The sequence below is a fragment of the Cognaticolwellia aestuarii genome, assembly GCF_002000025.1.
Classification (GTDB): domain Bacteria; phylum Pseudomonadota; class Gammaproteobacteria; order Enterobacterales; family Alteromonadaceae; genus Cognaticolwellia; species Cognaticolwellia aestuarii.
The window spans coordinates 564,073-588,563 of sequence record NZ_MUZV01000001.1; the positions used below are offsets into that span (position 1 = coordinate 564,073).

The 24,491-nt window shown below is 39.0% G+C and carries 25 protein-coding genes; 9 read left to right on the forward strand and 16 right to left on the reverse strand.

What is annotated here, in order from left to right:
- The first annotated feature begins 53 nt into the window (after window positions 1–53).
- On the forward strand, window positions 54–1,067 hold the full coding sequence (locus B0169_RS02500) for a GGDEF domain-containing protein (protein ID WP_077284346.1): 1,014 nt from the start codon (window positions 54–56) through the stop codon (window positions 1,065–1,067).
- A 16-nt stretch (window positions 1,068–1,083) separates the two neighbouring features.
- On the opposite strand, the gene B0169_RS02505 is transcribed toward B0169_RS02500, so the two are convergent.
- Together B0169_RS02505 and B0169_RS02510 are read right to left on the reverse strand one after the other, a co-directional pair.
- Window positions 1,084–1,545, reverse strand: coding sequence for a 2-thiouracil desulfurase family protein (locus tag B0169_RS02505; protein WP_077284348.1), 462 nt, complete (start codon window positions 1,543–1,545; stop codon window positions 1,084–1,086).
- Between the two features lie 65 nt (window positions 1,546–1,610).
- Window positions 1,611–1,916 carry a DUF3630 family protein gene (locus B0169_RS02510; RefSeq protein WP_158077036.1) on the reverse strand — a complete coding sequence of 102 codons (306 nt, stop codon included), beginning with the start codon at window positions 1,914–1,916 and terminating at the stop codon, window positions 1,611–1,613.
- A 181-nt stretch (window positions 1,917–2,097) separates the two neighbouring features.
- On the opposite strand from B0169_RS02510, the gene B0169_RS02515 reads away from it, so the two are divergent.
- Window positions 2,098–2,397: a c-type cytochrome gene (locus B0169_RS02515; protein ID WP_077284352.1), complete on the forward strand. Its 300-nt coding sequence runs from the start codon at window positions 2,098–2,100 to the stop codon at window positions 2,395–2,397.
- Window positions 2,398–2,532: 135 nt separating this feature from the next.
- On the opposite strand, the gene recQ is transcribed toward B0169_RS02515, so the two are convergent.
- Complete coding sequence (recQ, locus tag B0169_RS02520) at window positions 2,533–4,332, reverse strand: DNA helicase RecQ (protein WP_143323439.1); 1,800 nt, start codon at window positions 4,330–4,332, stop codon at window positions 2,533–2,535.
- Between the two features lie 128 nt (window positions 4,333–4,460).
- Between recQ and B0169_RS02525 the strand changes: the two genes are divergently transcribed.
- Both B0169_RS02525 and rarD read left to right on the forward strand, forming a co-directional pair.
- A complete protein-coding gene (locus B0169_RS02525; protein WP_077284356.1) occupies window positions 4,461–4,916 on the forward strand; it encodes a thioesterase family protein in 456 nt (151 codons plus the stop codon).
- Window positions 4,917–5,013: 97 nt separating this feature from the next.
- Window positions 5,014–5,934 carry an EamA family transporter RarD gene (gene rarD, locus B0169_RS02530; protein ID WP_077284358.1) on the forward strand — a complete coding sequence of 307 codons (921 nt, stop codon included), beginning with the start codon at window positions 5,014–5,016 and terminating at the stop codon, window positions 5,932–5,934.
- Between the two features lie 204 nt (window positions 5,935–6,138).
- Here the strand turns inward: rarD and B0169_RS02535 are convergent, their stop codons facing one another.
- The 7 genes from B0169_RS02535 to lptM all read right to left on the reverse strand — a co-directional run bounded on the left by B0169_RS02535 (window position 6,139) and on the right by lptM (window position 13,555).
- Complete coding sequence (locus tag B0169_RS02535) at window positions 6,139–7,401, reverse strand: diguanylate cyclase (RefSeq protein WP_077284360.1); 1,263 nt, start codon at window positions 7,399–7,401, stop codon at window positions 6,139–6,141.
- Between the two features lie 28 nt (window positions 7,402–7,429).
- Window positions 7,430–9,604 (reverse strand): DNA helicase II, encoded by a 2,175-nt coding sequence (gene uvrD / locus B0169_RS02540; protein WP_077284362.1) that lies wholly within the window; start codon window positions 9,602–9,604, stop codon window positions 7,430–7,432.
- Between the two features lie 142 nt (window positions 9,605–9,746).
- On the reverse strand, window positions 9,747–10,472 hold the full coding sequence (locus B0169_RS02545; protein ID WP_077284364.1) for an HAD-IA family hydrolase: 726 nt from the start codon (window positions 10,470–10,472) through the stop codon (window positions 9,747–9,749).
- Between the two features lie 11 nt (window positions 10,473–10,483).
- Window positions 10,484–11,194: a DUF484 family protein gene (locus B0169_RS02550; RefSeq protein WP_235838442.1), complete on the reverse strand. Its 711-nt coding sequence runs from the start codon at window positions 11,192–11,194 to the stop codon at window positions 10,484–10,486.
- Window positions 11,191–12,021 carry a diaminopimelate epimerase gene (gene dapF / locus B0169_RS02555; protein WP_077284366.1) on the reverse strand — a complete coding sequence of 277 codons (831 nt, stop codon included), beginning with the start codon at window positions 12,019–12,021 and terminating at the stop codon, window positions 11,191–11,193. The genes B0169_RS02550 and dapF overlap by 4 nt, the downstream gene beginning before the upstream one ends.
- Before the next feature lie 17 nt (window positions 12,022–12,038).
- On the reverse strand, window positions 12,039–13,289 hold the full coding sequence (lysA, locus tag B0169_RS02560; protein ID WP_077284367.1) for a diaminopimelate decarboxylase: 1,251 nt from the start codon (window positions 13,287–13,289) through the stop codon (window positions 12,039–12,041).
- Window positions 13,290–13,300: 11 nt separating this feature from the next.
- Window positions 13,301–13,555, reverse strand: coding sequence for an LPS translocon maturation chaperone LptM (gene lptM, locus B0169_RS02565; RefSeq protein ID WP_143323440.1), 255 nt, complete (start codon window positions 13,553–13,555; stop codon window positions 13,301–13,303).
- 26 nt (window positions 13,556–13,581) lie between these two features.
- On the opposite strand from lptM, the gene cyaY reads away from it, so the two are divergent.
- From cyaY to B0169_RS02585, 4 genes are all read left to right on the forward strand, one after another.
- The gene (gene cyaY / locus B0169_RS02570; protein ID WP_077284369.1) at window positions 13,582–13,902 is read left to right on the forward strand and encodes an iron donor protein CyaY; all 321 of its coding nucleotides are present in this window, start codon (window positions 13,582–13,584) and stop codon (window positions 13,900–13,902) included.
- A gap of 21 nt (window positions 13,903–13,923) precedes the next feature.
- A complete protein-coding gene (hemC, locus tag B0169_RS02575; protein WP_077284370.1) occupies window positions 13,924–14,856 on the forward strand; it encodes a hydroxymethylbilane synthase in 933 nt (310 codons plus the stop codon).
- 505 nt (window positions 14,857–15,361) lie between these two features.
- The gene (locus B0169_RS02580) at window positions 15,362–16,735 is read left to right on the forward strand and encodes a uroporphyrinogen-III C-methyltransferase (protein ID WP_077284371.1); all 1,374 of its coding nucleotides are present in this window, start codon (window positions 15,362–15,364) and stop codon (window positions 16,733–16,735) included.
- Window positions 16,735–17,922, forward strand: a complete 1,188-nt coding sequence (locus B0169_RS02585) for a heme biosynthesis HemY N-terminal domain-containing protein (protein WP_077284372.1) — start codon at window positions 16,735–16,737, stop codon at window positions 17,920–17,922. Before B0169_RS02580 ends, B0169_RS02585 begins: the two co-directional genes overlap by 1 nt.
- Window positions 17,923–17,986: 64 nt before the next feature.
- Here the strand turns inward: B0169_RS02585 and arfA are convergent, their stop codons facing one another.
- Window positions 17,987–18,190 carry an alternative ribosome rescue factor ArfA gene (arfA, locus tag B0169_RS02590; RefSeq protein WP_077284373.1) on the reverse strand — a complete coding sequence of 68 codons (204 nt, stop codon included), beginning with the start codon at window positions 18,188–18,190 and terminating at the stop codon, window positions 17,987–17,989.
- A 161-nt stretch (window positions 18,191–18,351) separates the two neighbouring features.
- On the opposite strand from arfA, the gene B0169_RS02595 reads away from it, so the two are divergent.
- A complete protein-coding gene (locus tag B0169_RS02595; RefSeq protein WP_077284374.1) occupies window positions 18,352–19,050 on the forward strand; it encodes a DUF2982 domain-containing protein in 699 nt (232 codons plus the stop codon).
- A 63-nt stretch (window positions 19,051–19,113) separates the two neighbouring features.
- Here B0169_RS02595 and fre read toward each other — a convergent pair whose 3' ends face one another.
- The 5 genes from fre to trxA form a co-directional block, all read right to left on the reverse strand.
- Window positions 19,114–19,809 (reverse strand): NAD(P)H-flavin reductase, encoded by a 696-nt coding sequence (fre, locus tag B0169_RS02600; RefSeq protein WP_077284375.1) that lies wholly within the window; start codon window positions 19,807–19,809, stop codon window positions 19,114–19,116.
- Between the two features lie 71 nt (window positions 19,810–19,880).
- Window positions 19,881–21,362 (reverse strand): 4-hydroxy-3-polyprenylbenzoate decarboxylase, encoded by a 1,482-nt coding sequence (gene ubiD, locus B0169_RS02605; protein WP_077284541.1) that lies wholly within the window; start codon window positions 21,360–21,362, stop codon window positions 19,881–19,883.
- Window positions 21,363–21,418: 56 nt separating this feature from the next.
- Window positions 21,419–22,168 (reverse strand): substrate-binding periplasmic protein, encoded by a 750-nt coding sequence (locus tag B0169_RS02610; RefSeq protein WP_077284376.1) that lies wholly within the window; start codon window positions 22,166–22,168, stop codon window positions 21,419–21,421.
- A 367-nt stretch (window positions 22,169–22,535) separates the two neighbouring features.
- Window positions 22,536–23,795: a transcription termination factor Rho gene (gene rho, locus B0169_RS02615; protein ID WP_077284377.1), complete on the reverse strand. Its 1,260-nt coding sequence runs from the start codon at window positions 23,793–23,795 to the stop codon at window positions 22,536–22,538.
- 189 nt (window positions 23,796–23,984) lie between these two features.
- The gene (gene trxA / locus B0169_RS02620) at window positions 23,985–24,311 is read right to left on the reverse strand and encodes a thioredoxin TrxA (protein WP_077284378.1); all 327 of its coding nucleotides are present in this window, start codon (window positions 24,309–24,311) and stop codon (window positions 23,985–23,987) included.
- Window positions 24,312–24,491: the final 180 nt, after the last annotated feature.

Here is a 24,491-nt window from a genome sequence, read left to right on the forward strand (position 1 = left end):
CAAAATGGTTTACTAGCTATTATTAGCGAATTCCCTAAGTTAAGGTTGAAATAGTGCAGTACCATGACTCAATAAAACAAGCCGAAGAAAAAATGCACGCCGCCATAAAACAATTGCAGTTATGGCATATCCCAGCGACGCCAATCAATTACACCGTGAGTTATCACTATCTCAACCAAAACTCAAAATCACTTAATAATACGATTGAAAAGCAACTCGCTACGGGGAAGAAGCTCGATAACTTCTTTTTATCAGAGGTGTATCATCAGTTCATACTGAAACAAAGTGGATTTCGAAGTGAATTGATTGATGATCTTGATGAGGTATTAGACGATTTACATGCTAATAGTAAGCAATCATCTGTATGTACTGCTCATTTAATCAATCAATTAGACAACAATATCGCTAACTTACAATCGACTAATAAAAATGATGTGCTTCGAGCCATTAAAGGCATACGCCAAAGTAGTGAACACTTCAAACTTGAGCAAGAAAAACTCGCTGAACAACTGCGCTTATCTCAGCGCTCAACTGATGCCTTACGTACAGAGTTAGATGAAGTTAAAAAAGAAGTCTATTTAGATTCACTAACCGGGCTCTATAATCGTAAAGCGATGAGCAAGCATTTAGATACATGGCTATCGAATGATCCCACCAAGCAAGTCGCGGCAATCGTGGTTAATATTGACCATTTTTCTCAAATGAATGAACGCTTTGGCCCACTACTCAGTGATGTACTTTTAGCTAAAATAGCAAAAAAAATAAGTAGTTATGTTGGAGAAAGTGGCCTCCCCGTAAGATCTGCTGGTGATGAGTTTCTCATTTTACTACCTGATGTCGAGCGTAATATTGCTGGCGAAATCGCTGAAAAAATACGCCAAGGCGTTGAAAAATTACGTTTTGTCAGTAGCAAATCAGGTACACGTTTACCGCCAATGACACTCAGCATAGGCGTCAGCGACTATAATGTTGCCACCAGTGCAAATGCTATCATCAAGCAAACCCGAGCATTGATTAATGATATTTCTCAAACCTTAACTAACCACGTTAACATTGCCAGTAGTTAGTTCTGTTCAGTTTGAATTAACTAAGCTCTGCAATTAAAGAGAGTAAGTTTTTTTCAGAAAACACCTTGATCCCGTTCGCACGCAGCAGGGCTGTGGTAACGCCTTGTCCAGGGATTTTCTGTTGATTAAATTCGCCGTTGTAAATACTTGAACTGCCACATGACGGACTCGACTCTTTTAATAACGCATAACGAATGCCATGTAGGCGACAAAGTGATAATGCACGCTGCGCCCCTAATTCAAAGGCTTGTGTCACATCTTCACCCGCAATAGTTTTAACCATAATATGGTTACGACTTAGTTGTATTTCGGCTGGCGCTCTAGGAGTAGATAAACCACCGGCTAATTCTGGACAAATAACCACTAAACGATCGGTTTCTTGCCAGCACTTGAGGGTTGTGTTTACTAATAAGTTGTCACCGCCATCATACCTCACCTTATTACCTAAAAAGCAGCTGCTTATCAGTATTTTTTCCATCGATAGTTACCTTAATTATTTTTATAATCGCTGAGTATAATGTGTCATCAATCGAACTTATAAGTTCATGATAAAGCGTGCTTAATTTCTTTTAAACCTAAAATATCTTGTGCTGTTGCACACTCCAACCAACACGAGTGACTATACTCTTCGAAATTCAATAAAAACTCACTAACGCCATAGCGTATTCTGACACAATAAACATCGGCACCTTGTATCGACTCCAGCACTGTCGCCGAGGTTTGCTGCAAAAGGTGGTCAATAATTACGGTGGTATTATCCATTGTCCATTCAGCATTGAATTGAAACTGTAGTACCCTTGGGTTAACCTCTTCAATATTGGTTATTTTTATAGCGATTTCTGTCGACATAATGTTCTTATTTATTTCCATTTAGGCTAATTAATTGCTTAAAACTTGTGCTAGCGCAACAAAGTATAAGATAATTTTTCATACTGGCATGATCCTAAAAAAAGCAACGACAACGCTGTGCTTTTTACTTATAATCAAACGAGGATCCTTTAAAATTGTTTACCAAAGAGAGATTATATCTATGAAAAAACTTACTTTAGCTGTTGCCGCTACTGTTATGATGGCTTCACCTGTTTTCGCTGGCGACGCAGCTGCCGGTAAATCAAAAACTGCGATGTGTGCAGCGTGTCACGGTGCTGCTGGTATTTCTGCTGTTCCTATGTACCCTAACCTTGCTGGCCAAAAAGAAGCTTACATAGCTAAGCAATTAAAAGATTTTAAATCGGGCAACCGTAAAGATCCAGTAATGGCTCCAATGGCTATGGCATTATCTGATGAAGATGTTGCTAACATTGCTGCTTACTACTCAAGTCTTAAGTAATTAGACTTTTTGTATAGTAGCATTTTCAAAATTTTATAATTTTACTCTACTGTACTGCATCTAAAAAAGCGCTTTAATGCGCTTTTTTTGTCACTACAATTCAACCAGCAGTAAGTCCTCAAAAGTAAACTCCATTTAGCCCTGATGCTGCTTAATCAAAGACAAAAATGGTTCACCATAACGTGCAAGTTTAGTATCGCCAATGCCACTGACATTAAGCATTTGTCTAGAGGTTGAAGGTTTTACGCGTGCTAATTCAGCTAAAGTTGCATCATTAAAAACAATAAAGGGGGCTATATCTTCAAGTTCAGCAATTTCTTTACGTAATGCTCTTAACTTAGTAAATAAAGCGCGATCATAAACTTTTTCGCGTTTATTACGCTGCCAATAACTGGCTTTTTGTAAACGAGGTGTAGCAAGCATTAATGGCTCAAGACCCTTCAAAACACTACCGGCCGCTTGGGTGAGACATAAATTTGATTGTGCGGCAATATCTTGCTGTAAATAGCCTAAGTGTATTAATTGCCGTACGATTGAAAACCAATAACCTGGCGTTTTATCTTTGCCAATGCCGAAGGTGGAAACTTTGTCATGATTGAGTTGAATAATTTTATCATTTAGCTCTGCCCGCAAAACTGCAACCACATGCTCTATATCACCATTACCTTCAATGCGATAAACACAAGAAAGCACCTTTTGAGCCGCTTGGGTCGCATCAAACTGACTTGGTGGGTCTAAGCAAATGTCACAGTTACCACAACTTTGCTCGGTAAATTCAGCAAAATAATTCAATACAACTCTACGTCGACACGTTTGCGCTTCTACAAAGCCGCGTAGCGCCTGAAAGCGCTGTAATTCAACGTTAACCCGTTGTTCATTTTCACCGTCAGCAATGCGCTTATTAATGCGCTCTACATCTTTTTCATCATACAAAAAAAGTGCCTCTGCAGGTAAACCATCACGACCCGCTCGTCCTATCTCTTGATAGTACGACTCTAATGTTCTCGGTGGTTCATAATGAATCACAAAACGCACGTTAGATTTATTAATACCAAGTCCAAAGGCAACCGTCGCAACAACAATTTGTATATCATCTTTCGCAAACTTATCTTGAATAATATTGCGAATTTCAGCTTCTAAACCCGCATGATAAGCAGAACAATTAATGCCGGCTTCAGCTAGCCGCTTAGCTAACTTTTCAACCTGCCAACGGCTATTACAGTAGATAATGCCACATTCATCTTTACGCTTTTTAATATAGCCAATGGCTTGCTGCTCACCTTGATATTTATCGGCTAAAGTAAAGCGAATATTCGGCCGATCAAAGCTATCAAGGTGAATGTAGGGGTCGTGCAAAGCCAACTGTTGCAGCATATCTCTTCGAGTTGTAACATCGGCTGTTGCTGTTAACGCCATCACAGGTACATGTGGAAAGTTTTGTTTTAACAAATGCAATTGAGTATATGCCGGCCTAAAGTCATGGCCCCATTGTGATATACAATGTGCTTCATCAATAGCAAAAAGACTGATCTCAAGTTGAGATAAACCTTGCAGAAAGTAATAATTTTTTAATCGTTCAGGAGCAACATAAAGTAATTTTATTTCGCCCTGACCTAAGCGCTTAAAAATATCATTAATGGTCTCAGCATCGAGAGAAGAATTAACATAAGCAGCTGAAATACCTTGCCTTACCAAGCCATCTACTTGATCTTTCATCAAAGCAATAAGCGGAGAAACCACAATAGTAACACCTGACATTAAAGTCGCAGGCAGCTGATAGCACATTGATTTTCCGCCACCTGTAGGCATAAGTACTAAGCTATCTCGCCCCTCAAGCGCATGGTTAATAATTTCTTCTTGGCCAGGACGAAAGGTCTGATAACCAAAATGATGTTTAAGGGCTTCAGTTAATGTCAAAGGAGAAGTGGCTTGCAAGAGAAAATCTTCAATAGCTTAAATCAGCCGACATTTTAGCGCAGTAACAGCGTAGTGCGGAGATTTATTTTCAATATAATGGCAATTATTGTTATTCTTTTATTTCATTTAATCTAACAGGAAAGTTTATGACACATGAAGAATCGTTTCAGCAACTAGCGCAGTATTGGAGCCAAGCTATGCCTTTCAATAAGCTATTAGGGCTAGAAGTAACGAAATTCGATAGCCAAGAATCAGCCGTTAGTATTGTATGGCACGACAAGCTTATCGGTAATCCTGAGCAAAAGATTCTCCATGGTGGTGTCACCGCATCCGCACTTGACCTTGTCGGTGGTGTGGTGGCAGCCGCCAATATGCTGGCTCAACTGCCGGAATTAACACCTGAAATAATTGCAAAAAATCTAAGTCGTCTAAGCACCATTGATTTACGCACTGATTTTTTAAGGCCTGGTCGTGGCGAAAGCTTCGTTGCAACGGCTAAAATCATTCGTAGTGGCAGCAAGGTTGCAGTGGCACGTATGGAAATGCATAACGAAAAAGGCGATCATATTGCCTTTGGTACTGGCACTTATATGGTGGGATAAAATTGACCTGCAATATTTCTTAATTTCACAATGGGTTGTTGAAATGATTAGTGCTATTATTAACGCTCTTATCCAATCTTAGCTACCAACTTATTTCATGCCAACACCTGAAAAATCAGCCTTACGCGCTGGTATTATTAGTGCGATATGCGCCTATACTATGTGGGGTATTGCCCCATTATATTTTAAATTAATAGATCATATTAATGCCGATGAAATACTTGTGCACCGTGTGGTATGGTCAACGTTATTACTCACATTGGTGGTATTATTTACCAAAAGATCACGCTACTTTATTGATACGATTACACAGCCAAAAATAGTATTTAGACTGACTATTTCAGCGACTTTTTTAGCGGTAAATTGGTTTATGTTCATTTGGGCAGTAAACAATGATCACCTGCTTGATGCTAGTTTGGGCTATTATATTAATCCACTTTTTAGTGTCGCATTAGGGGTAATATTTTTAGGTGAACGCCTGCGACCTTGGCAGCTCTTTGCCGTAGGGTTAGCATTTGTCGGCGTTATTATTCAGCTCTTTATGATGGGTTCACTACCGATAATCTCTTTAGCATTAGCAGCGACTTTCGGTATTTATGGCTTATTACGTAAACAAATGCCTTTAGATTCATTTGTCGGCTTATTGATAGAGTCACTTATGATGCTCCCCATAGCATTAATTTATTGGTTAGTGTTTTTAAAAACTAGCACGACTAATATGTTAGATAATACACTGTCATTAAACATGCTTTTGATCTGTGCAGGTATTGTGACTACAGCGCCGTTACTTTGCTTTACCGCAGCGACCAAACGTATGACACTATCTGCTTTGGGCTTCTTTCAATATATTGGTCCAAGTATTATGTTTATCCTCGCGACATTTTATTATCAAGAGCCGTTATACTTTGCCAAGATGATTACTTTCGCCTGTATATGGACAGCATTAGCAATATTTAGTTTTGATTCCATCAAGGCCAGAAAACGTGCCGATAGAAATCAACTTGATACAGCAAAGTAAATAACGCTGTTTACCATAGATAATGTGCACTTTAGTGCTTGAAAAGATACCGCTTAAAGCATGTTGATATCTAGCGCGGTATTATCCTATTGCCTAACAACGATGTTCTTAGCGCATATTTTCTTAGAAAAATTGATATCTGTGTCATCCATTCACTTTAAATAAGATGACACTGAATATCAGCTAACCTGAACTTTGGATAAGCTAAGGTTCTTCTGAAGCACCAACAATACTGATCTGGTTACGGCCATTTTCTTTAGCGTAATACAAGGCGCCATCGGCTAGGCTCATTTGCTTTGCTAACGACTCATCACTGCTGTAGATCATGCCTAAACTAACCGAAAAGTTAATCTGCTGTTGTTCAAAGGAGATTTGAGCAACAGAAATTGATCGACGAAAATCTTCTAAGCGATTATACAATTGATCTTCATCTAAGCCAGAAATTAGCACTGAAAACTCTTCACCACCTAATCGAGAAATCAGGCTATTACCAAAATGTTTGCGTAAATACAGAGAGAATACTTTGAGAATATGATCGCCTGCTTCATGGCCATAGTTATCATTAATTTTCTTAAAATAGTCAATATCTAATATCGCAAGCGCATAAGGCGTTTTTTCATTAATATATTCACTGATAGCCGCTTCTGCATCACGGATAAAAGCACGGCGATTAGGTAATTCAGTTAAATAATCTGTATTCGCAGACTTTTGGATTTGCTCAATATTACTCAAGTTTTCAATGTTTTGTGTAATACGACAGTAGAACTCTTCCGGACAAAAAGGTTTTCTTAAAAAGTCATCGGCGCCATTTTTAATAAAGCGCGCTGAATGCACACCATTATTTGCCCCCGAAATGCCAATAATAGCAAGTTGATCACGGCTATATTTTTTACGTATTTCATTGGTTAATTCAATGCCATCCATCACAGGCATTTCAAGATCCGTAATAACCATTTTGATGTCTGCATGTTGCTGCAAAATATCGAGTGCCAATTGGCCATTTTCAGCAACATAGACATTAAAATTACGACGCTTAAGTAATTCCACTACATGATTACGAGCTGACAAAGAGTCATCAACCACTAAAACACCATTACCTTGATTACTTAGCTGCCAATGCAAGATGCGCTTTAAATATAAAAATGCTTGGCTATTTTCTTTTGGAATATAATCAATAACGGGCTGAGATAAAATTTTCTGTCGGGTAGTTTCATCCATCTTCCCTGTCATTACTATGCTCGGAATACCATGGGATAATACGCAACTAATAGCTTCTCCATCATTAGCATCAGGAAGAGCATAATCAATCGTCGCGGCAAAAAACTTATTTTCGCCACCTTGCAACAAGGCTTCAACTTCAGCCAAACAGGTAGCAAGCGTGACCTGATAGTTAAGCGACTCAGCAATCTGTTTTATTACGCGTGCTATTGGGCGACTATCTTCAACCACCAATAAATTTTTTGACATTCAAGCCTCTACTTTTTATCTGACATATTCATATTGTTTCCAAGTTAGCATAGGCTACCACTAGCCATTTACAACCTACATCCGCAAAATTAACTTGAATACGACTTTGTGGACCACTGCCTTCATAGTTCAATACTACACCATCGCCAAACTTTTTATGCCGAACATTTTGCCCAAGTTTAAAGCCTGAGTTACCAAAACTTTCTAAAGTGATTGTTGATGAAAAGCGACCTTTCGTTTTTGGTCTACTCACTTGGCTTTGCAAGCGAACTTCTTCAATACACTCCTCTGGCAATTCTCGTAAAAAACGGCTAGCTTTATGATGTTTTTCTTGGCCATACAAACGACGACTTTCGGCATGACACAGATATAATTTCTCCATCGCACGTGTCATACCCACATAACACAAACGACGTTCTTCTTCTAAGCGGCTAATATCTTCAACCGACTGCTGCGAAGGAAACATACCTTCTTCTAAGCCAGCAATAAATACCAATGGAAATTCAAGACCTTTAGCCGAATGCATCGTCATTAATTGCACTGCTGACTCATAGTCATCAGCTTGAGATTCACCGGATTCTAGCGCTGCATGGGTTAAAAATGCGGTTAATGGGCTTTGCTCTTCTTCTAGCTCAGGATCCACCTCAAAAGTCTGACAGGCCGTAACTAGCTCATTTAAGTTTTCAATACGTGCTTCTGCACGCTCACCTTTCTCTGCTTGATACATGGCCTTAAGACCAGAGTGCTGTATAACGTGATTAGCTTGTTGATCTAGGTTCAAATGACTCGAGTCATCTTCTAGTCGATCAATAACATCTAGAAACTGCTGAATAACTTTAGCACTACGACCTTTTAATTGCTCATTTTGCATCATCTGCTGGCAAGCTTGCCATAAAGTACACTCTAAGCTTCTCGCGGCGTCACGTACTAAACTCAAGGTTTGATTGCCAATGCCACGTGTGGGTGTATTAATAATGCGCTCGAAGGCTGCATCGTCATCACGATTGTTTAATAAACGTAAGTAGGCAAGGGCATCTTTAATTTCTTGGCGTTCAAAAAATCGTAAACCACCATAAATTCGGTATGGTAATTTCGCTTGAATAAGCGCTTCTTCCATCAGACGCGATTGCGCGTTACTACGGTACAAAATAGCAACATTATCTAATGAGCCACCATTTTTTTGCCACTCAGCTATCCGGCCTGCAATAAAGCGTGCTTCGTCAATCTCATTAAACGCGGTATAGATAGATATCTTTTCACCGGCATCACCGTCAGTCCACAAATCTTTGCCAAGGCGATTACTATTGTTGCCAATTAACTGGTTTGCGGCCTTAAGAATATTGGCTGTTGAGCGATAGTTTTGCTCAAGTTTAATGGTTTGTGCGCCATCAAAATCTTGTAAAAATCGTTGAATATTCTCAATTTTTGCTCCACGCCAGCCATAAATAGATTGGTCATCGTCACCAACGATCATCACGTTGCCACTTTTCTTGCCTAGCATGTTCAGCCACGCATATTGAATAGCATTAGTATCTTGAAACTCATCAACTAAAACATGAGCAAAACGCTGTTGATAATGTTGTAATAATTCAGGATTATTAAGCCAGAGTTCATGAGCTCTGAGTAACAGTTCAGCAAAATCGACTAATCCTGCACGATCACAAGTATCTTGATAAACTCGGTATACTTTAACAAAAGTTTCTTCCGTTAGATCAAATTGAGCATCGATATGCTGCGGACGTAAACCTTCATCTTTTTTGCCATTGATATACCAAAGAAATTGCTTAGCTGGCCAGCGTTTTTCATCAAGTTCTAACGAACGCACAATACGTTTAATCATGCGAAGTTGATCATCAGAATCAAGTACTTGAAAGCTTTGTGGTAGTTTCGCTTCTTGAAAGTGCATGCGCAGCAAACGATGCGCTAAGCCATGGAATGTTCCTACCCACATACCGTGCACATTACCGTCAACGGTTTGCTCAACACGCGCACGCATTTCAGCCGCAGCTTTATTAGTAAAAGTTACGGCTAAAATACTATGAGGGGACGCTTGCTCAACTTTCATTAACCAAGCAATACGCTGCACTAACACTCGCGTTTTACCGCTACCAGCACCAGCAAGCACCAACATATTTTGTAAAGGCGCTGCAACAACATCTCGCTGCTTGTCGTTCAACGAATCAAGTAATTCAGAAACATCCATAGAAAGGTAAAATCAATAACAAAAATATAGCGCTATAATAGCAAGTTAAGCGCTATTTTGATAATGCAATCGGGCAAACATTCAATTGACACATTTATATTTTGAGCAACAAAAAAGCACTAAAGCTTTAAAAGACAATAACCTATAAAACTATTTTGCTTAGTTGCTCAACATTATCAAGGGCAAGAGTAGGTAAAACTTTCAATCTTTTACCTACTTGGTATTGGTTTAACCAAGCCGTTTGGCAGCCCGCATTAATCGCACCAAAAACATCATTTTTACCACAGTCGCCAACATGTAGTAGCTGCTCAGGGCTTATTTGTAAGGCCTGGCAGGTTTTATCAAACATATCTCGATCAGGCTTTAATTTATTTTCGATCGAAGCGTGGAAGTGATGAGTAAAGTATTGAGCAATGCCTATTTTATCGGTATCAACATTACCATTGGTAATCGCAACTAACGGCATTTTAGTTTTAAGGTAACGCAGAAAGTCATGAGTATGTTGCGGCAAAGTAAAATTGCTACGTTGTTCGACAAAGTAGCCTAGTGCCTTGTCAGCAAACACTGCCGCCTCAGCATCCACTAAGCCAAGTGACAAAGCACCTAAAAAATAACTTTTCTGTCGCAGCAAACCAACGTCGTGCCTTAACTCTGGTGCTAGCAATAATGCTTGCTGGCGAAAAGGCCACCAAAAACGAAAATCAAAACTGTGTGAGTGATTACCCAATACCTGAGCAGTAACCGTATCTTTAAAGTATTGGACCATCTTTTGATCAGTTGCCAACATAATCGGTTGATTACTGTAAAGCGTATCGTCTAAATCAAAACTGATCGCATGAAAAGGCTGTAAACGTCGATAAAATCTCACAATATAATGGCCTAATACAGCTGTTGGTGAAGTAGTTTTGCTACCAATTTTTTAAATTGTCCTAACAACAAGGTGTCCATACGTGGATCGAAATGCTCAGCATCTCGACTACTAATAGCTAAAAAGCCGAGATCTTCTTGTAGGTGGGTTAAACGCACTAAAACCACAGAACCGCTAGTTGGCTGAGAAAATATTAATTCTTGTTCACTTTGTTGTAAACGGCCAAAATAGTATTGCTCTTTACTCAACCTGTTTTCAATAATTTCGCTACAATCGCTCACAATTAAAGAGTCATGCTGAACAGCTGTTGGCTGAACTAGCCATAGCTTCAATGAATCTAGTGACAATAATTGTGTGGTTGCTTGATGTAAACAGTCTAATAACTCAGTCGCTGTCGTGCAGTCTAATAAACGCAAGTAGAGGTCGCTATACAAGGCGAATAATTGCTCATTTTGATTAGCAATCACCATCAATTGTGTAATTTCTTCTTCTAGGTTGTGAATTTTTTGTCGCTGTTGTGATAATTGTCGTTCTACTAAAGAAATCGTGCCACGCTGATGATCAGGTAATCTTAAGCTGCTAACAAGCTCAGCTTGACGGTTAAAAAATTCAGGGTGTTGTTGCAGATAACTAACGATTAATTCATCAGTTAACTTGATGTCTTCAGTCGACATAAGGGTGTCATCACTTGATTGCATAGCTTTACTTTTATCTTGCTTCATAGATTTATTTGACCGTCGAAAACATGCACGGCGGGACCTGTCATTTTTACTGAATTGCCTGGGCCTTTCCAAAATATTTTCAACTGGCCACCAGGCAAATCAACTAGTACTTGTCGATTGAGTTTTTTTTGCATTTGGCCAACGACCACCGCGGCACAAGCCCCACTACCACAAGCTAAGGTTTCAGCAGCACCACGTTCATAAACACGGAGTTTAATATATTCAGGTGATACTACTTCCATAAAGCTAATATTGGCTTGTTGTGGAAAACGTTCGTGCAGCGACAATGCTGCTCCTAACTTTTCTACCGGCGCTTTTTTTACATCATCAACGGTTAAAACACAGTGAGGATTACCCATGGAAACAACTCCACAGAGCACAGTTTCATCTTCACTACGCAGAATGTAGGTGCCTTCTTCTTTTTGCGCGGTAAAGGGGATTTTACTTGGCTCAAATTGTGGTACCGGCATATTCACTGAAACGTTACCATCTCGTTCAATAAATAAGGTCATTTTACCTGATTGCGTTGAGACCTTAATTTTATGTTTATTGGTTAAGTTTTTTAAACGCACAAACTTAGCAAAACAGCGAGCACCATTACCACATTGCCCAACTTCGCTACCATCAGCATTAAAAATCCGATAATGGAAATCCAAATCGGGGTCGTATGGCGGTTCAACAACCAGTACTTGATCAAAGCCAACACCAAAATTTCGATCAGCAAGCTGCTTAATTTGTTCATTCGACAAATAAACATTTTGGGTAACATTGTCGAGCACGAGAAAATCGTTACCTAAACCGTGCATTTTAGAAAAATTTACTAACATCTATACCTATTCTCACACTACAAAGGTAATAAGCTTTCGCCTTGCCATAATTGGCTAAGCGTTTCACGCTGTCTTATTAAGTAACTTTCGCTACCGTCCACCATAACTTCGGCGGCACGTGGCCGACTATTATAATTAGAGCTCATGGTAAAGCCATAAGCGCCGGCACTGCGCACGGCGAGTAAATCACCAGAACGTATTGCCAATGTACGATCTTTACCAAGAAAATCACCAGTTTCACATATTGGGCCAACCACATCATATTGTGCACTAGCCACATCATCACGTTGTTCAACAGGAATAATAGCTTGCCATGCTTGATACAGTGCAGGTCTGATCAAATCATTCATTGCCGCATCAACAATCGCAAAATTACGTTCTTCACTGGTTTTCAAATACTCGACTTCGGTCACCAAAATACCGGCATTCGCCATTACCGCTCGGCCAGGCTCATAAATCAGTGTTAGCTCTCGACCAACTAATTTTTCAGCAATAGCTTTGGCATATTCATTCGGGTGCGGTGGTTTTTCATCATCATAACAAACGCCTAACCCACCACCGACATCAATATGTGAAAGCACAATGCCTTGCTCAGCTAATTGGTCAACTAGCTTTAATACACGATCTAAGGCATCTAAAAAGGGTAATACTTCGGTTAGCTGTGAGCCAATATGACAATCAACACCTTGAATATTAATATGCGATAAGCCCGTCGCATATTGATATAACTCTGGAGCTTGCTCAATGCTAATGCCAAATTTATTCTCTTTTAAGCCGGTCGAAATATAAGGGTGGGTACCCGCGTCAACATCAGGATTAACCCGAAGAGAAATTGGCGCAATTTTATCAAGCTTTTCAGCGACAGCTTGAATACGATCTAACTCTGCTGGTGATTCAACATTGAAACAATAAATACCAAGATTAAGCGCAAAAGCAATTTCTTCTGACGTTTTGCCGACACCAGAAAACACCACTTTTTTTGGATCGCCACCGGCCTCAATAACCCGCATCAATTCGCCTTTAGAAACAATGTCAAAGCCTGATCCTAGACGCGCCATCACATTAAGCACCGCAATATTACTATTAGCTTTTACCGCATAACAAACAAGGTGCGGACGCTCGCCAGCTGCTTGGTCAAAAGCATGCCAGTGGCGCTCAATAGTCGCACGAGAATAAATATAGAGTGGTGTACCGTATTGCTTTGCTAATTCAGCCACCGGACATTGCTCGGCGTATAATGAATGTTGTTTACGATTGAAGAAGTCCAATGCCGTTGCCCCTACTGTTCTAAACTAGTTTTATCAGTATTATTATCAGTTTCTTCACTTGTTTTTGGTAAGTTCTCTTGCTGTTGCTCAGGAGTTTGGTATAAAGGACCTTTAATGCCACAGCCTGTTATGGTTGCCAAACTAAGCAAACTGATGAAAATAATTACAATTTGTTTATGCATAATTGATTTATTCGATTTTTTTCCCATGATAGACGTTTTATAATCCCATGACCAATAATTACCAAGCAAAGATGAAAGAATCATAAAGCTCAGGTAAAAAGGAACGATTAATGAATGACAGTCAATACAATTTAGCTGCTGATGATATCTTACTTGCAGTAGAAGAAGCCATCGAAGATTGCGGCTGCGATATCGATTACGAAGGTGTTGGAGGCTTATTAACCCTAACATTTAAAAATAGCAGTAAAATCATCATTAACAAGCAAGCGCCCTTACATGAAATTTGGGTAGCAACAAAATTTAACGGTCATCACTTTCATTTTGAAAATGAACAGTGGGTTGATAAGCGCGGCGGCGGAGAACTGTGGAAGTTTTTATCTGATGCAGCCAGCAAACAAGCAGAAGAAAATATCGTCCTCTCTGCGCAATAAACATTAAATAAGGTAATTGAAATGACGCAACAAACCGTACGTATTGCAACGCGAAAAAGCGCACTGGCGCTGTGGCAAGCAGAGTATGTAAAAGCACAACTTGAGCACTTTCATCCGGGCATCAATGTTGAACTTGTACCGATGACAACCAAAGGCGATATCATTCTCGATACACCGCTAGCAAAAGTTGGCGGCAAAGGTTTGTTTGTCAAAGAGCTGGAAGTAGCGATGTTGGAAAACCGCGCCGATATTGCCGTACATTCAATGAAAGATGTGCCCGTAGAGTTTCCTGAAGGCTTAGGTTTAGAAATTATTTGCCCTCGTGAAGACCCTCGTGATGCTTTTGTTTCTAATACCATTAACAGCTTAGCCGAGTTACCTCAAGGTGCCATTGTTGGTACTTCAAGTTTACGTCGTCAATGCCAAATTAAAGCCATGCGTCCGGATTTAGATATTCGCGATTTACGTGGTAACGTCAATACTCGTCTTAAAAAGTTAGACAACGGAGAGTATGACGCCATCATACTAGCAGCTGCAGGCTTGATTCGTTTAGAGATGCCTGAGCGTATTCGTGAATATATTGCCGCAGAAGTTATGCTGCCGGCAAATGGTCAAGGTGCTGTCGGCATTGAATGTCGTACTGATGATGCAGCAATTAAAGCATTATTAGCGCCACTAGCCTGCGAAGAAACACGTATTCGTGTTATCGCTGAGCGAGCCATGAATCGTGCACTTGAAGGTGGCTGTCAAGTTCCTATTGGTAGTTATGCTGTACTTAACGGCCAAGAACTACATTTACGAGGCTTAGTTGGCGCTGTCGATGGTAGTGAAATACTCACCGGTGAAGTGCATGGCAAGCTTACTGAAGCTGAGCAGTTAGGCAATCAGTTAGCAGAAGACTTGTTAGCTAAAGGTGCTGATAAAATTCTCCGCCAAGTATACCAGCAAGCTTAAATAACTTCGCTGCGCTCTAAAAACCGAGCGCAGCGCAAATCAGCGCCTACGCGATGGCATTCAGCCGTTAATATTGTAAATATTATCAATATTTTTAGTAAAATCGACTACTTGCAGCCATCAAAACATGGCATCAACGTCTGATAAAATGTATCTTAAGCCATAAGTGCTGTTGAACGCGCTATTTATAGTGCTGTTGAATCTATAAAATTGGCGAGTTAAGTCATTCAATGTCATTTTTAGCTATGATAAAGACCGATTAACTAACAGGCTAAATTGTCTGTAAAATAATCCAAAAGTTGATAGTCTGGGTCAGCAGTAAAGATCAGCAGACCTAAGTAACGCTTTATTGAAAATCATAGTAAACTTAATGAAAGCTTCGCACGGTTTCTGGCAAGCTAAATGTTTGTGGCTTTTTACAAGTTAACGTATTTACAGCGCAAATAAAAATATCAGCGAATATATTCAATATCCCTGACGCCAACATGTGAGATAGGATCAGTTCATGAGCGATAAAAAAGACCCAGAGCAAACTAAGCCTGAGAATAAAACATCAGCTGTCAGCAGTAATACGAATCAGCAAACGGATATATCAACTTCAATTGATATTAGCTCAGCGCTTTTAGAACCGTCCAATAAATCAAACAAAAATGAGCAAGCCTCAAAAAAAAGCTCAGGCGCTGAAAAAAACACCAGCCAAACCACATCATCAATAGATAAAAATCATGATAAGAGCACAGCAACAGTGAAAAATTCTGCTTCGACAACATCAACCACCGCTAATACTAAAGCAACGCAAAAAAGTAACCTTCCTAAGCATAAAGTTTCAAAGCTCGCGATTTTAGCAATCATTCTGGCTTTATTAGCTATCGCTGCCAGTGCCGGACATTACTATTGGAGTGAGTTACAAAAAGCACAATTTAGTCAACAACTAAGCGCCGAACTACAAAAACAACAACAGTTAAGTCAAGCGCAAATTGTACAGCAGTTCTCGCAAAAATTAGCGCAACAACAGCAAGCACATAATACCCAACTTAAGGAGCTAAAAACTAGCATTGAATACAATACAGAAAATAGTATTCTTGAGTTGCAAAAACAGCAGCAGCAACAAATGGCAAATTTACGCCAGAATCAACCAAACGACTGGCTGTTAGAAGAAGCTGAGTATCTCATCAGAGTAGCAGCAAGAAGCCTGTGGTTAGACAAAAATACCAGCACAGCCATCAGTTTACTTAATGACGCTGATTTACGTATACAAGAACTGAACGATCCACAATTTTTAGTGCTGCGTCAAACCATTCAACAAGATATTGCTAAATTACAATTATTACCAACATTAAAAACTGATGATGTGATTTTAAAATTAATGGCGCTCGACCAGCAGATCAAACAGCTGCCGCTAGCCATGGTTGATGTTCCTGATAACAGCGATAAAGAAAGCAGCCTTGAGTTAACCGAAAATGTCAGCGACTGGCGAACTAATTTAGCAAAAACATGGCGTAAATTTATTGCTGATTTTATCACTGTAAACCGCAGGGCTGGTAATGTTGAACCTTTAATGTCTCCAGATTTTCAACAAAACTTAAGAGAAAACTTAAGCCTTAAATTGCAAACCGCTACTTGGGCAGCTAGCAAGGCAAATAGTGATATTTACCGTCAATCACTTGATGACATCATAAACTGGCTCAATAACTATTTTGATATGTCGCACCAAGCAAACCAAAATTTTGTCAAAGCGCTCGATGCTTTAAAAAATGAAACAATAAACGTAGCGTATCCCAATGATCTCGCCGCATTAAAAGCGATACGCCAAATATTATCTGACCAACAGCCACCGATCATTGAGCCAATAAAAATTGAGCAACAAGAGGGCGTATAATGAAACGATTATTAATAGTAGTATTGTTATTTCTGAGCGCCGTTGCCCTTAGCCCGATATTGATTGGTGAAAAAGGTTATATTTTAATTGCTATGGGCGATTTAACCATAGAGTCAACCGTAGTAACAGCAAGCATCATGTTGATACTCAGTTTTATCGCTTTGCTTATGGTGTTGAAGTTTTTCCGTGGCGGACTAAACTTTAGTTTTGCAGCTTGGAACAAAATAGCCTTTGCCAATCGTCGCAAAGCCCTCAGAGATCTCAATAAGGGTATTGCAGCCTATGTATTAGGTGACTACAAACAAGCAGAACACTTACTTGCTAAGTCAGCTGAAGCCTCCTCTTTTGAACATATTGCCTATCTTGTTGCCGCTGATGCTGCACAAAAACAAGCATTAAAACCAAACACTGATCATTATTTAGTCTTGCTTGAACAAAAATCTAACACCCTAAAAACGGCAGGATTAGAAGCGGTCTTAATTAAAATAAAATTACTGATCGGTCAGCAAAATTATGCTCAGGCGCGTGCGGTGATTGATGAACATCATAAGCATATTGGTCACGATGCTCGACTATTATCATTAGAAATAACATTAAGCTTAATTGAGCAACGCTTTGACTATGTTATTAAACAGCTTAATGCGGCTAAAAAACAAAAAAGTATCACAAATGAAACCATTACCTTATGGCAACAACAAGCATTTTACGGCGCTTTTAATGACCGAATTAAGCAACAAGATAATGAGGCCTTAATGTTATTCTGGCAACAGTTGCCCAAAAAAGACAAACAATCAGAAACAGTTGTGCTTGCTTATTGCCAGGTCTTAGCTGAAAACCAAATTAACCAACCTTTAGCGAAATTATTACTACCAATAATAAAAAAAGGCGCTAATACCTCCTTACTATCAGCAATAAGAACTTTACCTATTGCTCAGCCAGATAGTTTAATGGCCGCCGCACAAAAGCACTTACATAACGAGCCACATAACGCGCTTTGGCTGTCGTTAGTTGCGCATTTCGCTACAACGTCCCAACAATGGTCACTGGCTGAAAAAGCATTTAATAGCTTAGTAAACCTTGAAGAAAAACAATACGATAAAACAGATTTACTGGCTTTTGCTCAAGTACTTGAACAACAAGGTCAGCTAGATAAAGCCAATCAAGTATTGAGAAAAATTCACGCTTAAAAACTTATACGTTCTAAAAACAATAAGCATAAAGCCCTATTTAATAACGATTAGATAATAATATTTAAACCGCTATTAAATAGGACTCTTGCCCTTTATGTTTTTGCTTTCTTTGAAAAGAGCCCTTACCTTTCTTAGCGTTAATTATTTGTTGTTTAAATAATTTTGACGTTACTACTGCCGCTAAAAAATTATCTTTAATAACACCTCGTCCCAATTCACAATCACCTTGCTTTTGCTGGTGCTTTTTTACTTTATTTTTGCTCATTTTACACTACCTTTCAGTTGGTTTATGTTATATCAATGGTGACAAATTTATTGCTTCATCACGAAAACGCGCAGAGTATATACTAATAAAAAAATTATGCACAAATATTAAATTTATCTCATTCGGCACTATTGAACTAACAAATTTTAAACGCAAAATTTATGACAACAACTGATCAAACAATACAAACAATAAGAATTAAAGCCATTGCCCGTCATCATGGTTTATTCATTACTTTAACTGGTATTATCGCTTTAGTTATTGTCGCTTGGCTGTGTAGCTATTATTGGCAATTAGCACGCTTCCCTTTACTTTTTATGGTGCTCGCTTGCTTAGTGACTATTTTTATTGGCTTACTCAAACTAGCCGAACCTAGCTACAGTTTAATTTTAGCACCTGACACGATAACCTTTTATCATCGTCACGGGCGCTGGAAATTTCATTGGCAGCAACTTCGTAATATACACTCAGTCACCAACACGGTGGGCATAACACGCGATGAACTCAATTATGTTGGTATCAAATTAATATCGATAGAGACAATAGCGAAACATGTTTCTTTACGATTAGCAAACCGCATGATTCACGAACAAAAACCACTTATTCATTATTGCATTAAACATCAATTGCTAACATTTGACCAAGGGGTATTAAATTTTGAGCCATACATACTAGCAAACGGCGAGGTGATAAAAGGGCCATTAGCCGCTTTTCTTCATCATAGTGAGCTATTAAACCAAGCGCTTGGCGCACATATATTTATCTCAGCAAATAATTTAAATGGTTCAATTGATGGGTTTGTTGCCATAGCCAATCGTTACTTAACACAAGCAAAGACCGCTAAGATTAATACCCCATAAATGCATAAAAAAAGCGGAACAATAACATGCTCCGCCTCTGTTTAACTATGATGATTTTTTCGTTTAAATAAAAGCAAAAGCATCCGCATACATATGCTCAACTAAAGCGCCTTGCGCAACAAAATCTTCTCGAACAGCGGCAACCATTTCAAAGCGACCGGCTAGGTAGATATCGTAATCGGCTAAATTATCGAGATCATCCATCACAACTTTATGCACTATGCCAACACGCCCTTGCCATGCGTCATCAGGCGTTTCAATAACAGGGATAAACTTACCATTAGCTAATTGGCTAATCATCTCAGCCGTTTCGTCGAGTTCATAACAAGCACTTGGGTCACGTAACCCCCAATAAACAATCACTTCTCGTTGTGAGCTTTGCGCAACTAAATGCTCAAACATCGATTTAATGTATGAAAAACCTGTACCACCAGCAATCAATAACAAAGGTCGCTGACTGTCTTCACGTAATTGCGCACTGCCAAAGGGCATTTCAATCGTTACTTCAGCGTTAGCTTTAATATGTTCTATGACTTGCATTGGGTAACTGTCTGAGCCAAATGCGCCAATTTGTAGTTCAATGTATTCTGCACCGGGAGCACTAGCAATTGAAAAAGGGCGTTTGTCTTCGTCACTCATAACAAAGTTTAAATATTGTCCGGAAGCAAAATCAACAGCTTGGCTCGGCTTTAACAGTGCCTTGTAGACGTGGGCTGTTAAAGGAGTCAACGAAGCAACCTGACATGTTATCATTTTCATTTATCTATACCTTATTACCGCATGCTTTTGATATTCATACGGTATCATTAATTTATCGGTTATTTTAATCGTTAAGATATATCGAGTTCAGCCCAAATATCATCAACATGATCTTTAATCGCTTGAGTCATTTCGATAGGTTCACCCCATTCACGATTTGTTTCGCCGGGCCATTTATTGGTCGCATCTAAGCCCATTTTAGAGCCTAAGCCTGACACCGGGGAAGCAAAATCTAAATAATCAATCGGGGTGTTTTCAATTAACACCGTATCACGACTTGGATCCATACGTGTAGTCATTGCCCAAATAACATCTTGCCAATCACGGGCATTTATATCGTCATCACAAACAATGACAAATTTAGTATACATAAACTGGCGTAAAAACGACCAAACTCCCATCATCACACGCTTAGCATGGCCGGCATATTGCTTTTTAATCGTCACAACTGCCAAACGATACGAACAACCTTCGGGTGGCAAGTAAAAATCTTGTATTTCAGGAAACTGTTTTTGCAAAATAGGCACAAAGACTTCATTAAGCGCTACACCTAATATGGCGGGTTCATCTGGTGGGCGTCCGGTATAAGTACTGTGATAAATTGGATCTTTTCTATGGGTAACATGGGTTACCGTAAACACGGGGAAATCATCTACTTCATTATAATAACCAGTATGATCGCCATACGGCCCTTCGGGCGCTAATTCATCTGGGTCAATATAACCTTCTAAGACAATTTCTGCCGTTGCTGGTACTTCTAAATCATGACTAATACATTTAGCCACTTCGGTTTTGCTACCACGCAAAAGTCCAGCAAAAGCATATTCTGAAAGTGTGTCAGGTACAGGTGTAACCGCACCTAAAATCGTCGCAGGATCAGCACCTAGCGCTACTGCAACGGGGTATTTTTCACCTGGAAATGCTTTTTTAAACTCTTGAAAATCTAATGCACCTCCACGATGAGATAACCAACGCATAATAACTTTATTACGCCCTAATAATTGATTGCGATAAATACCTAAATTTTGGCGCTCTTTATGCGGACCTTTAGTCACCGTTAAACCCCAGGTAATTAAGGGTGCCACATCACCTGGCCAGCATTGCTGGATCGGCAGTTTAGTCAAATCAACAGCATCACCTTCAAGCACAACTTGTTGGCATAACGGTTTTTTAATCACCTTAACCGGCATATTTAATACTTGTTTATATAGCGGTAACTTATCCATGGCATCACGAAAGCCTTTAGGTGGCTCAGGCTCTTTAAGCGCAGCCAATAACTTGCCAACATCGCGTAATGCACTGACATTATCTTGTCCCATTGCCAATGCAACACGGTCTGGCGTGCCAAATAAATTAGTTAAAACCGGCATACCATGAGGTTTGCCATTTTCATCAACTGGATTTTCAAACAATAATGCCGGGCCGCCTTGTCTTAAGGTTCGATCACTAATTTCTGTCATAGTTAAATGAGTCGAAATAGGCTGACGAATACGCTTTAATTGCCCTAATTTCTCTAATTGACTGATAAAGTCTCTTAAATCACTGTATTTCATATTGGGATTTGGCCAAAAATTTGTCATGCATTATAGCGGTAGATAGGCAGAAATCCCTAATCGATACCGACATCTGATGAATTATGTTGTTTTTGTATGACGGCTTGATAGCCGGCACGCACTTTTTCTACTATAGCATTATCCGTAGATTGACTAAATGCCATATACAGATCGATAGATGAAATATCTAGCTTGTAAACGGGCTTTATATTGCGGCAATTAAAAGCTTCTTGGCGACATATAACTTGAAAGGTGGATTTATTAGCTGGGAATAAATCAATTCTATTTTGTTCGAATAACAATAAATTTTGCTTACCTTGAACAACCGTTGTTAAATGTTTAAAGTCATTTTTAATTAAATATTGATATACCGCACTGTCGCGCACTGTGCCTATTTTATATTGCTTGAGTTTTTCCAAAGAGGTCTGTGCATTGATTTCACTATCAATAGCGCCATACAGATAATAATCTAAGGCCATTATCTCACCAACCCATTTAAACTGCTCTGCTCTTGCGGGGGTTTTTGCGAGAGAATAAATCAAAATATTAGGCTCATTCAATGCTAAGTGGTACGCTCTTGCCCACGGTAAAACATCAATGCTGTAAGTAATGCCGGCCATCGATAATACCTGCTCAACTAGTGCAGTTGCAGGGCCAACAACCTTACCACCTTCAAGATATTGTAGAGGGAAGGTATCTTCTGTTACGACTTTTACCTTAATAGCATCATGTTTAGCATGCACGTTTGTGCCATAGGCAAAACTACTCAAGAATAACAATAAGAAAATAAATGAAAAATAGCGCATTTCGCCCCCTCTAACGGTCTAAGGTTGTACACGACAAATTGAAAAGCGCGCATACTACCCTATTGCAAAACATTTGTCGTTTATTTTTCATACAAAACAATAAAAGCTAAAAGCACTACATGACTATACAGCGTTTAGCGTCATTAACTCTATCAAGTATAACCACTAAAATATGCGCTCTAATGCTAATTTTTCATAAACCAAATACTCACACTACTGATTTGACAAGAAAGAAATTAAAACGATATTTTTTAATTAGTTAGTAATTAAAGCACTTTATCAAGCTCAACATTATTATTTAAAAACAGCTATTTTAGAGCCAAAAAAACCAGCAAATGCTGGTTTTTTAAATCGATATTATTATGGATTATTGACGCTTCATCGAATCAAAAAACTCATTATTGGTCTTAGTCATCGCTAACTTATCAATCATGAATTCCATCGCATCAATTTCACCCATTTCATGAACAATCTTACGTAATATCCACATTTTTTGTAATTCATCAGGCTTAGTTAATAACTCTTCACGACGAGTACCACTGCGGTTAAAGTGTATCGCAGGGAAAACACGCTTTTCAGAAATTTTACGTGATAAGTGTAATTCCATATTACCCGTACCTTTAAATTCTTCGTAGATAACTTCATCCATTTTAGAGCCTGTTTCAACAAGCGCTGTAGCAATAATAGTTAAACTACCACCTTCTTCGATATTACGTGCAGCACCAAAGAAACGTTTTGGACGGTGTAAAGCATTCGCATCAACACCACCGGTAAGTATTTTACCTGATGATGGAATAACGGTGTTATAAGCACGTGCTAAACGCGTAATTGAATCAAGTAAAATAACCACATCTTTTTTGTGTTCTACTAAGCGCTTAGCTTTTTCGATAACCATTTCGGCTACTTGTACATGACGGTTTGCTGGCTCATCAAATGTTGAAGCAATAACTTCACCTTTCACCAAGCGACGCATTTCTGTAACTTCTTCAGGACGCTCGTCAATCAACAACACCATCAATTCAGCTTCAGGTTGGTTATGAGCAATACTTTGCGCAATATTCTGTAGCAACAATGTTTTACCAGCTTTTGGTGGTGCAACAATTAAACCACGCTGACCTTTGCCAATAGGCGAGGCTAAATCTAAAACACGAGCTGTAATGTCTTCAGTTGAACCATTACCACGTTCCATGATCATGCGATCGGTTGGATGTATTGGTGTTAAGTTTTCAAAAAGGATTTTATTGCGAGAGTTTTCAGGGCGGTCAAAATTAACTTCATTTACTTTCAGGAGTGCAAAGTAGCGTTCACCGTCTTTTGGTGGACGAATTTTACCAGCAATGGTATCACCGGTACGCATACTAAATCGGCGTATTTGGCTTGGCGATACATAAATATCATCAGGGCCGGCTAAATAGGATGAGTCCGCCGATCGTAAAAAACCAAAGCCGTCTTGTAGAATTTCTAAAACACCGCTACCAAAGATATCTTCACCGCTTTTAGCGTGGGCTTTTAAAATAGCAAAAATAATGTCTTGTTTGCGGTTACGAGCCAAATGCTCCAATTTCATTGTTTCTGCGAGTTTGACTAGCTCGCTGATAGACTTTTCTTTAAGTTCGTTAAGATTCATAGTGGGGGTTTCTTAGACTATTTAGGTTGTTATGCTGTGCCGTTTGGCAATTTAGGATGTTTGAGTATGGTATTTGAAATGTTATTTTCGTTCGAATGTTAAATTTAGCACTAAAAACAAAACAGGTAAAGGATCACGTGCTTGATCTTTTGCTAAAAAGCAAAAAGGCCCGAATTACGGACCTTTTTTTTATAAATTGTTATCAATAAACTCTTTTAATTGAGTTTTTGATAATGCACCAACTTTGGTGTCGGCAACAGCACCATCTTTAAATAGTAATAGTGTTGGAATACCACGGATACCATATTTAGGTGGGGTGTTAGAGTTTTGATCTATGTTTAATTTGCCAATAGTTAATTTACCAGCATATTCTTCAGCCACGTCATTTAACAACGGTGCAATCATTTTACATGGGCCACACCATTCAGCCCAGAAATCAACTAAAACAAGACCTGATGCATTAATTACATCAGTATCAAAACTATCATCAGTTAACTGAACAATTTTATCGCTCATTTATATCTCCATTAAAGGTGGCCTATAGCCAATTGGTTAAGATTATACCTTCATCACAATTAATTACCAACAATCATATATAACAGTTATTAGTAAAATAAATCAAAATCAACTAATAGCATTAAATTATTAGTGCTTTTATGTGAATCTAATTTTTATTAATAGCGTAACCTGTTAAGC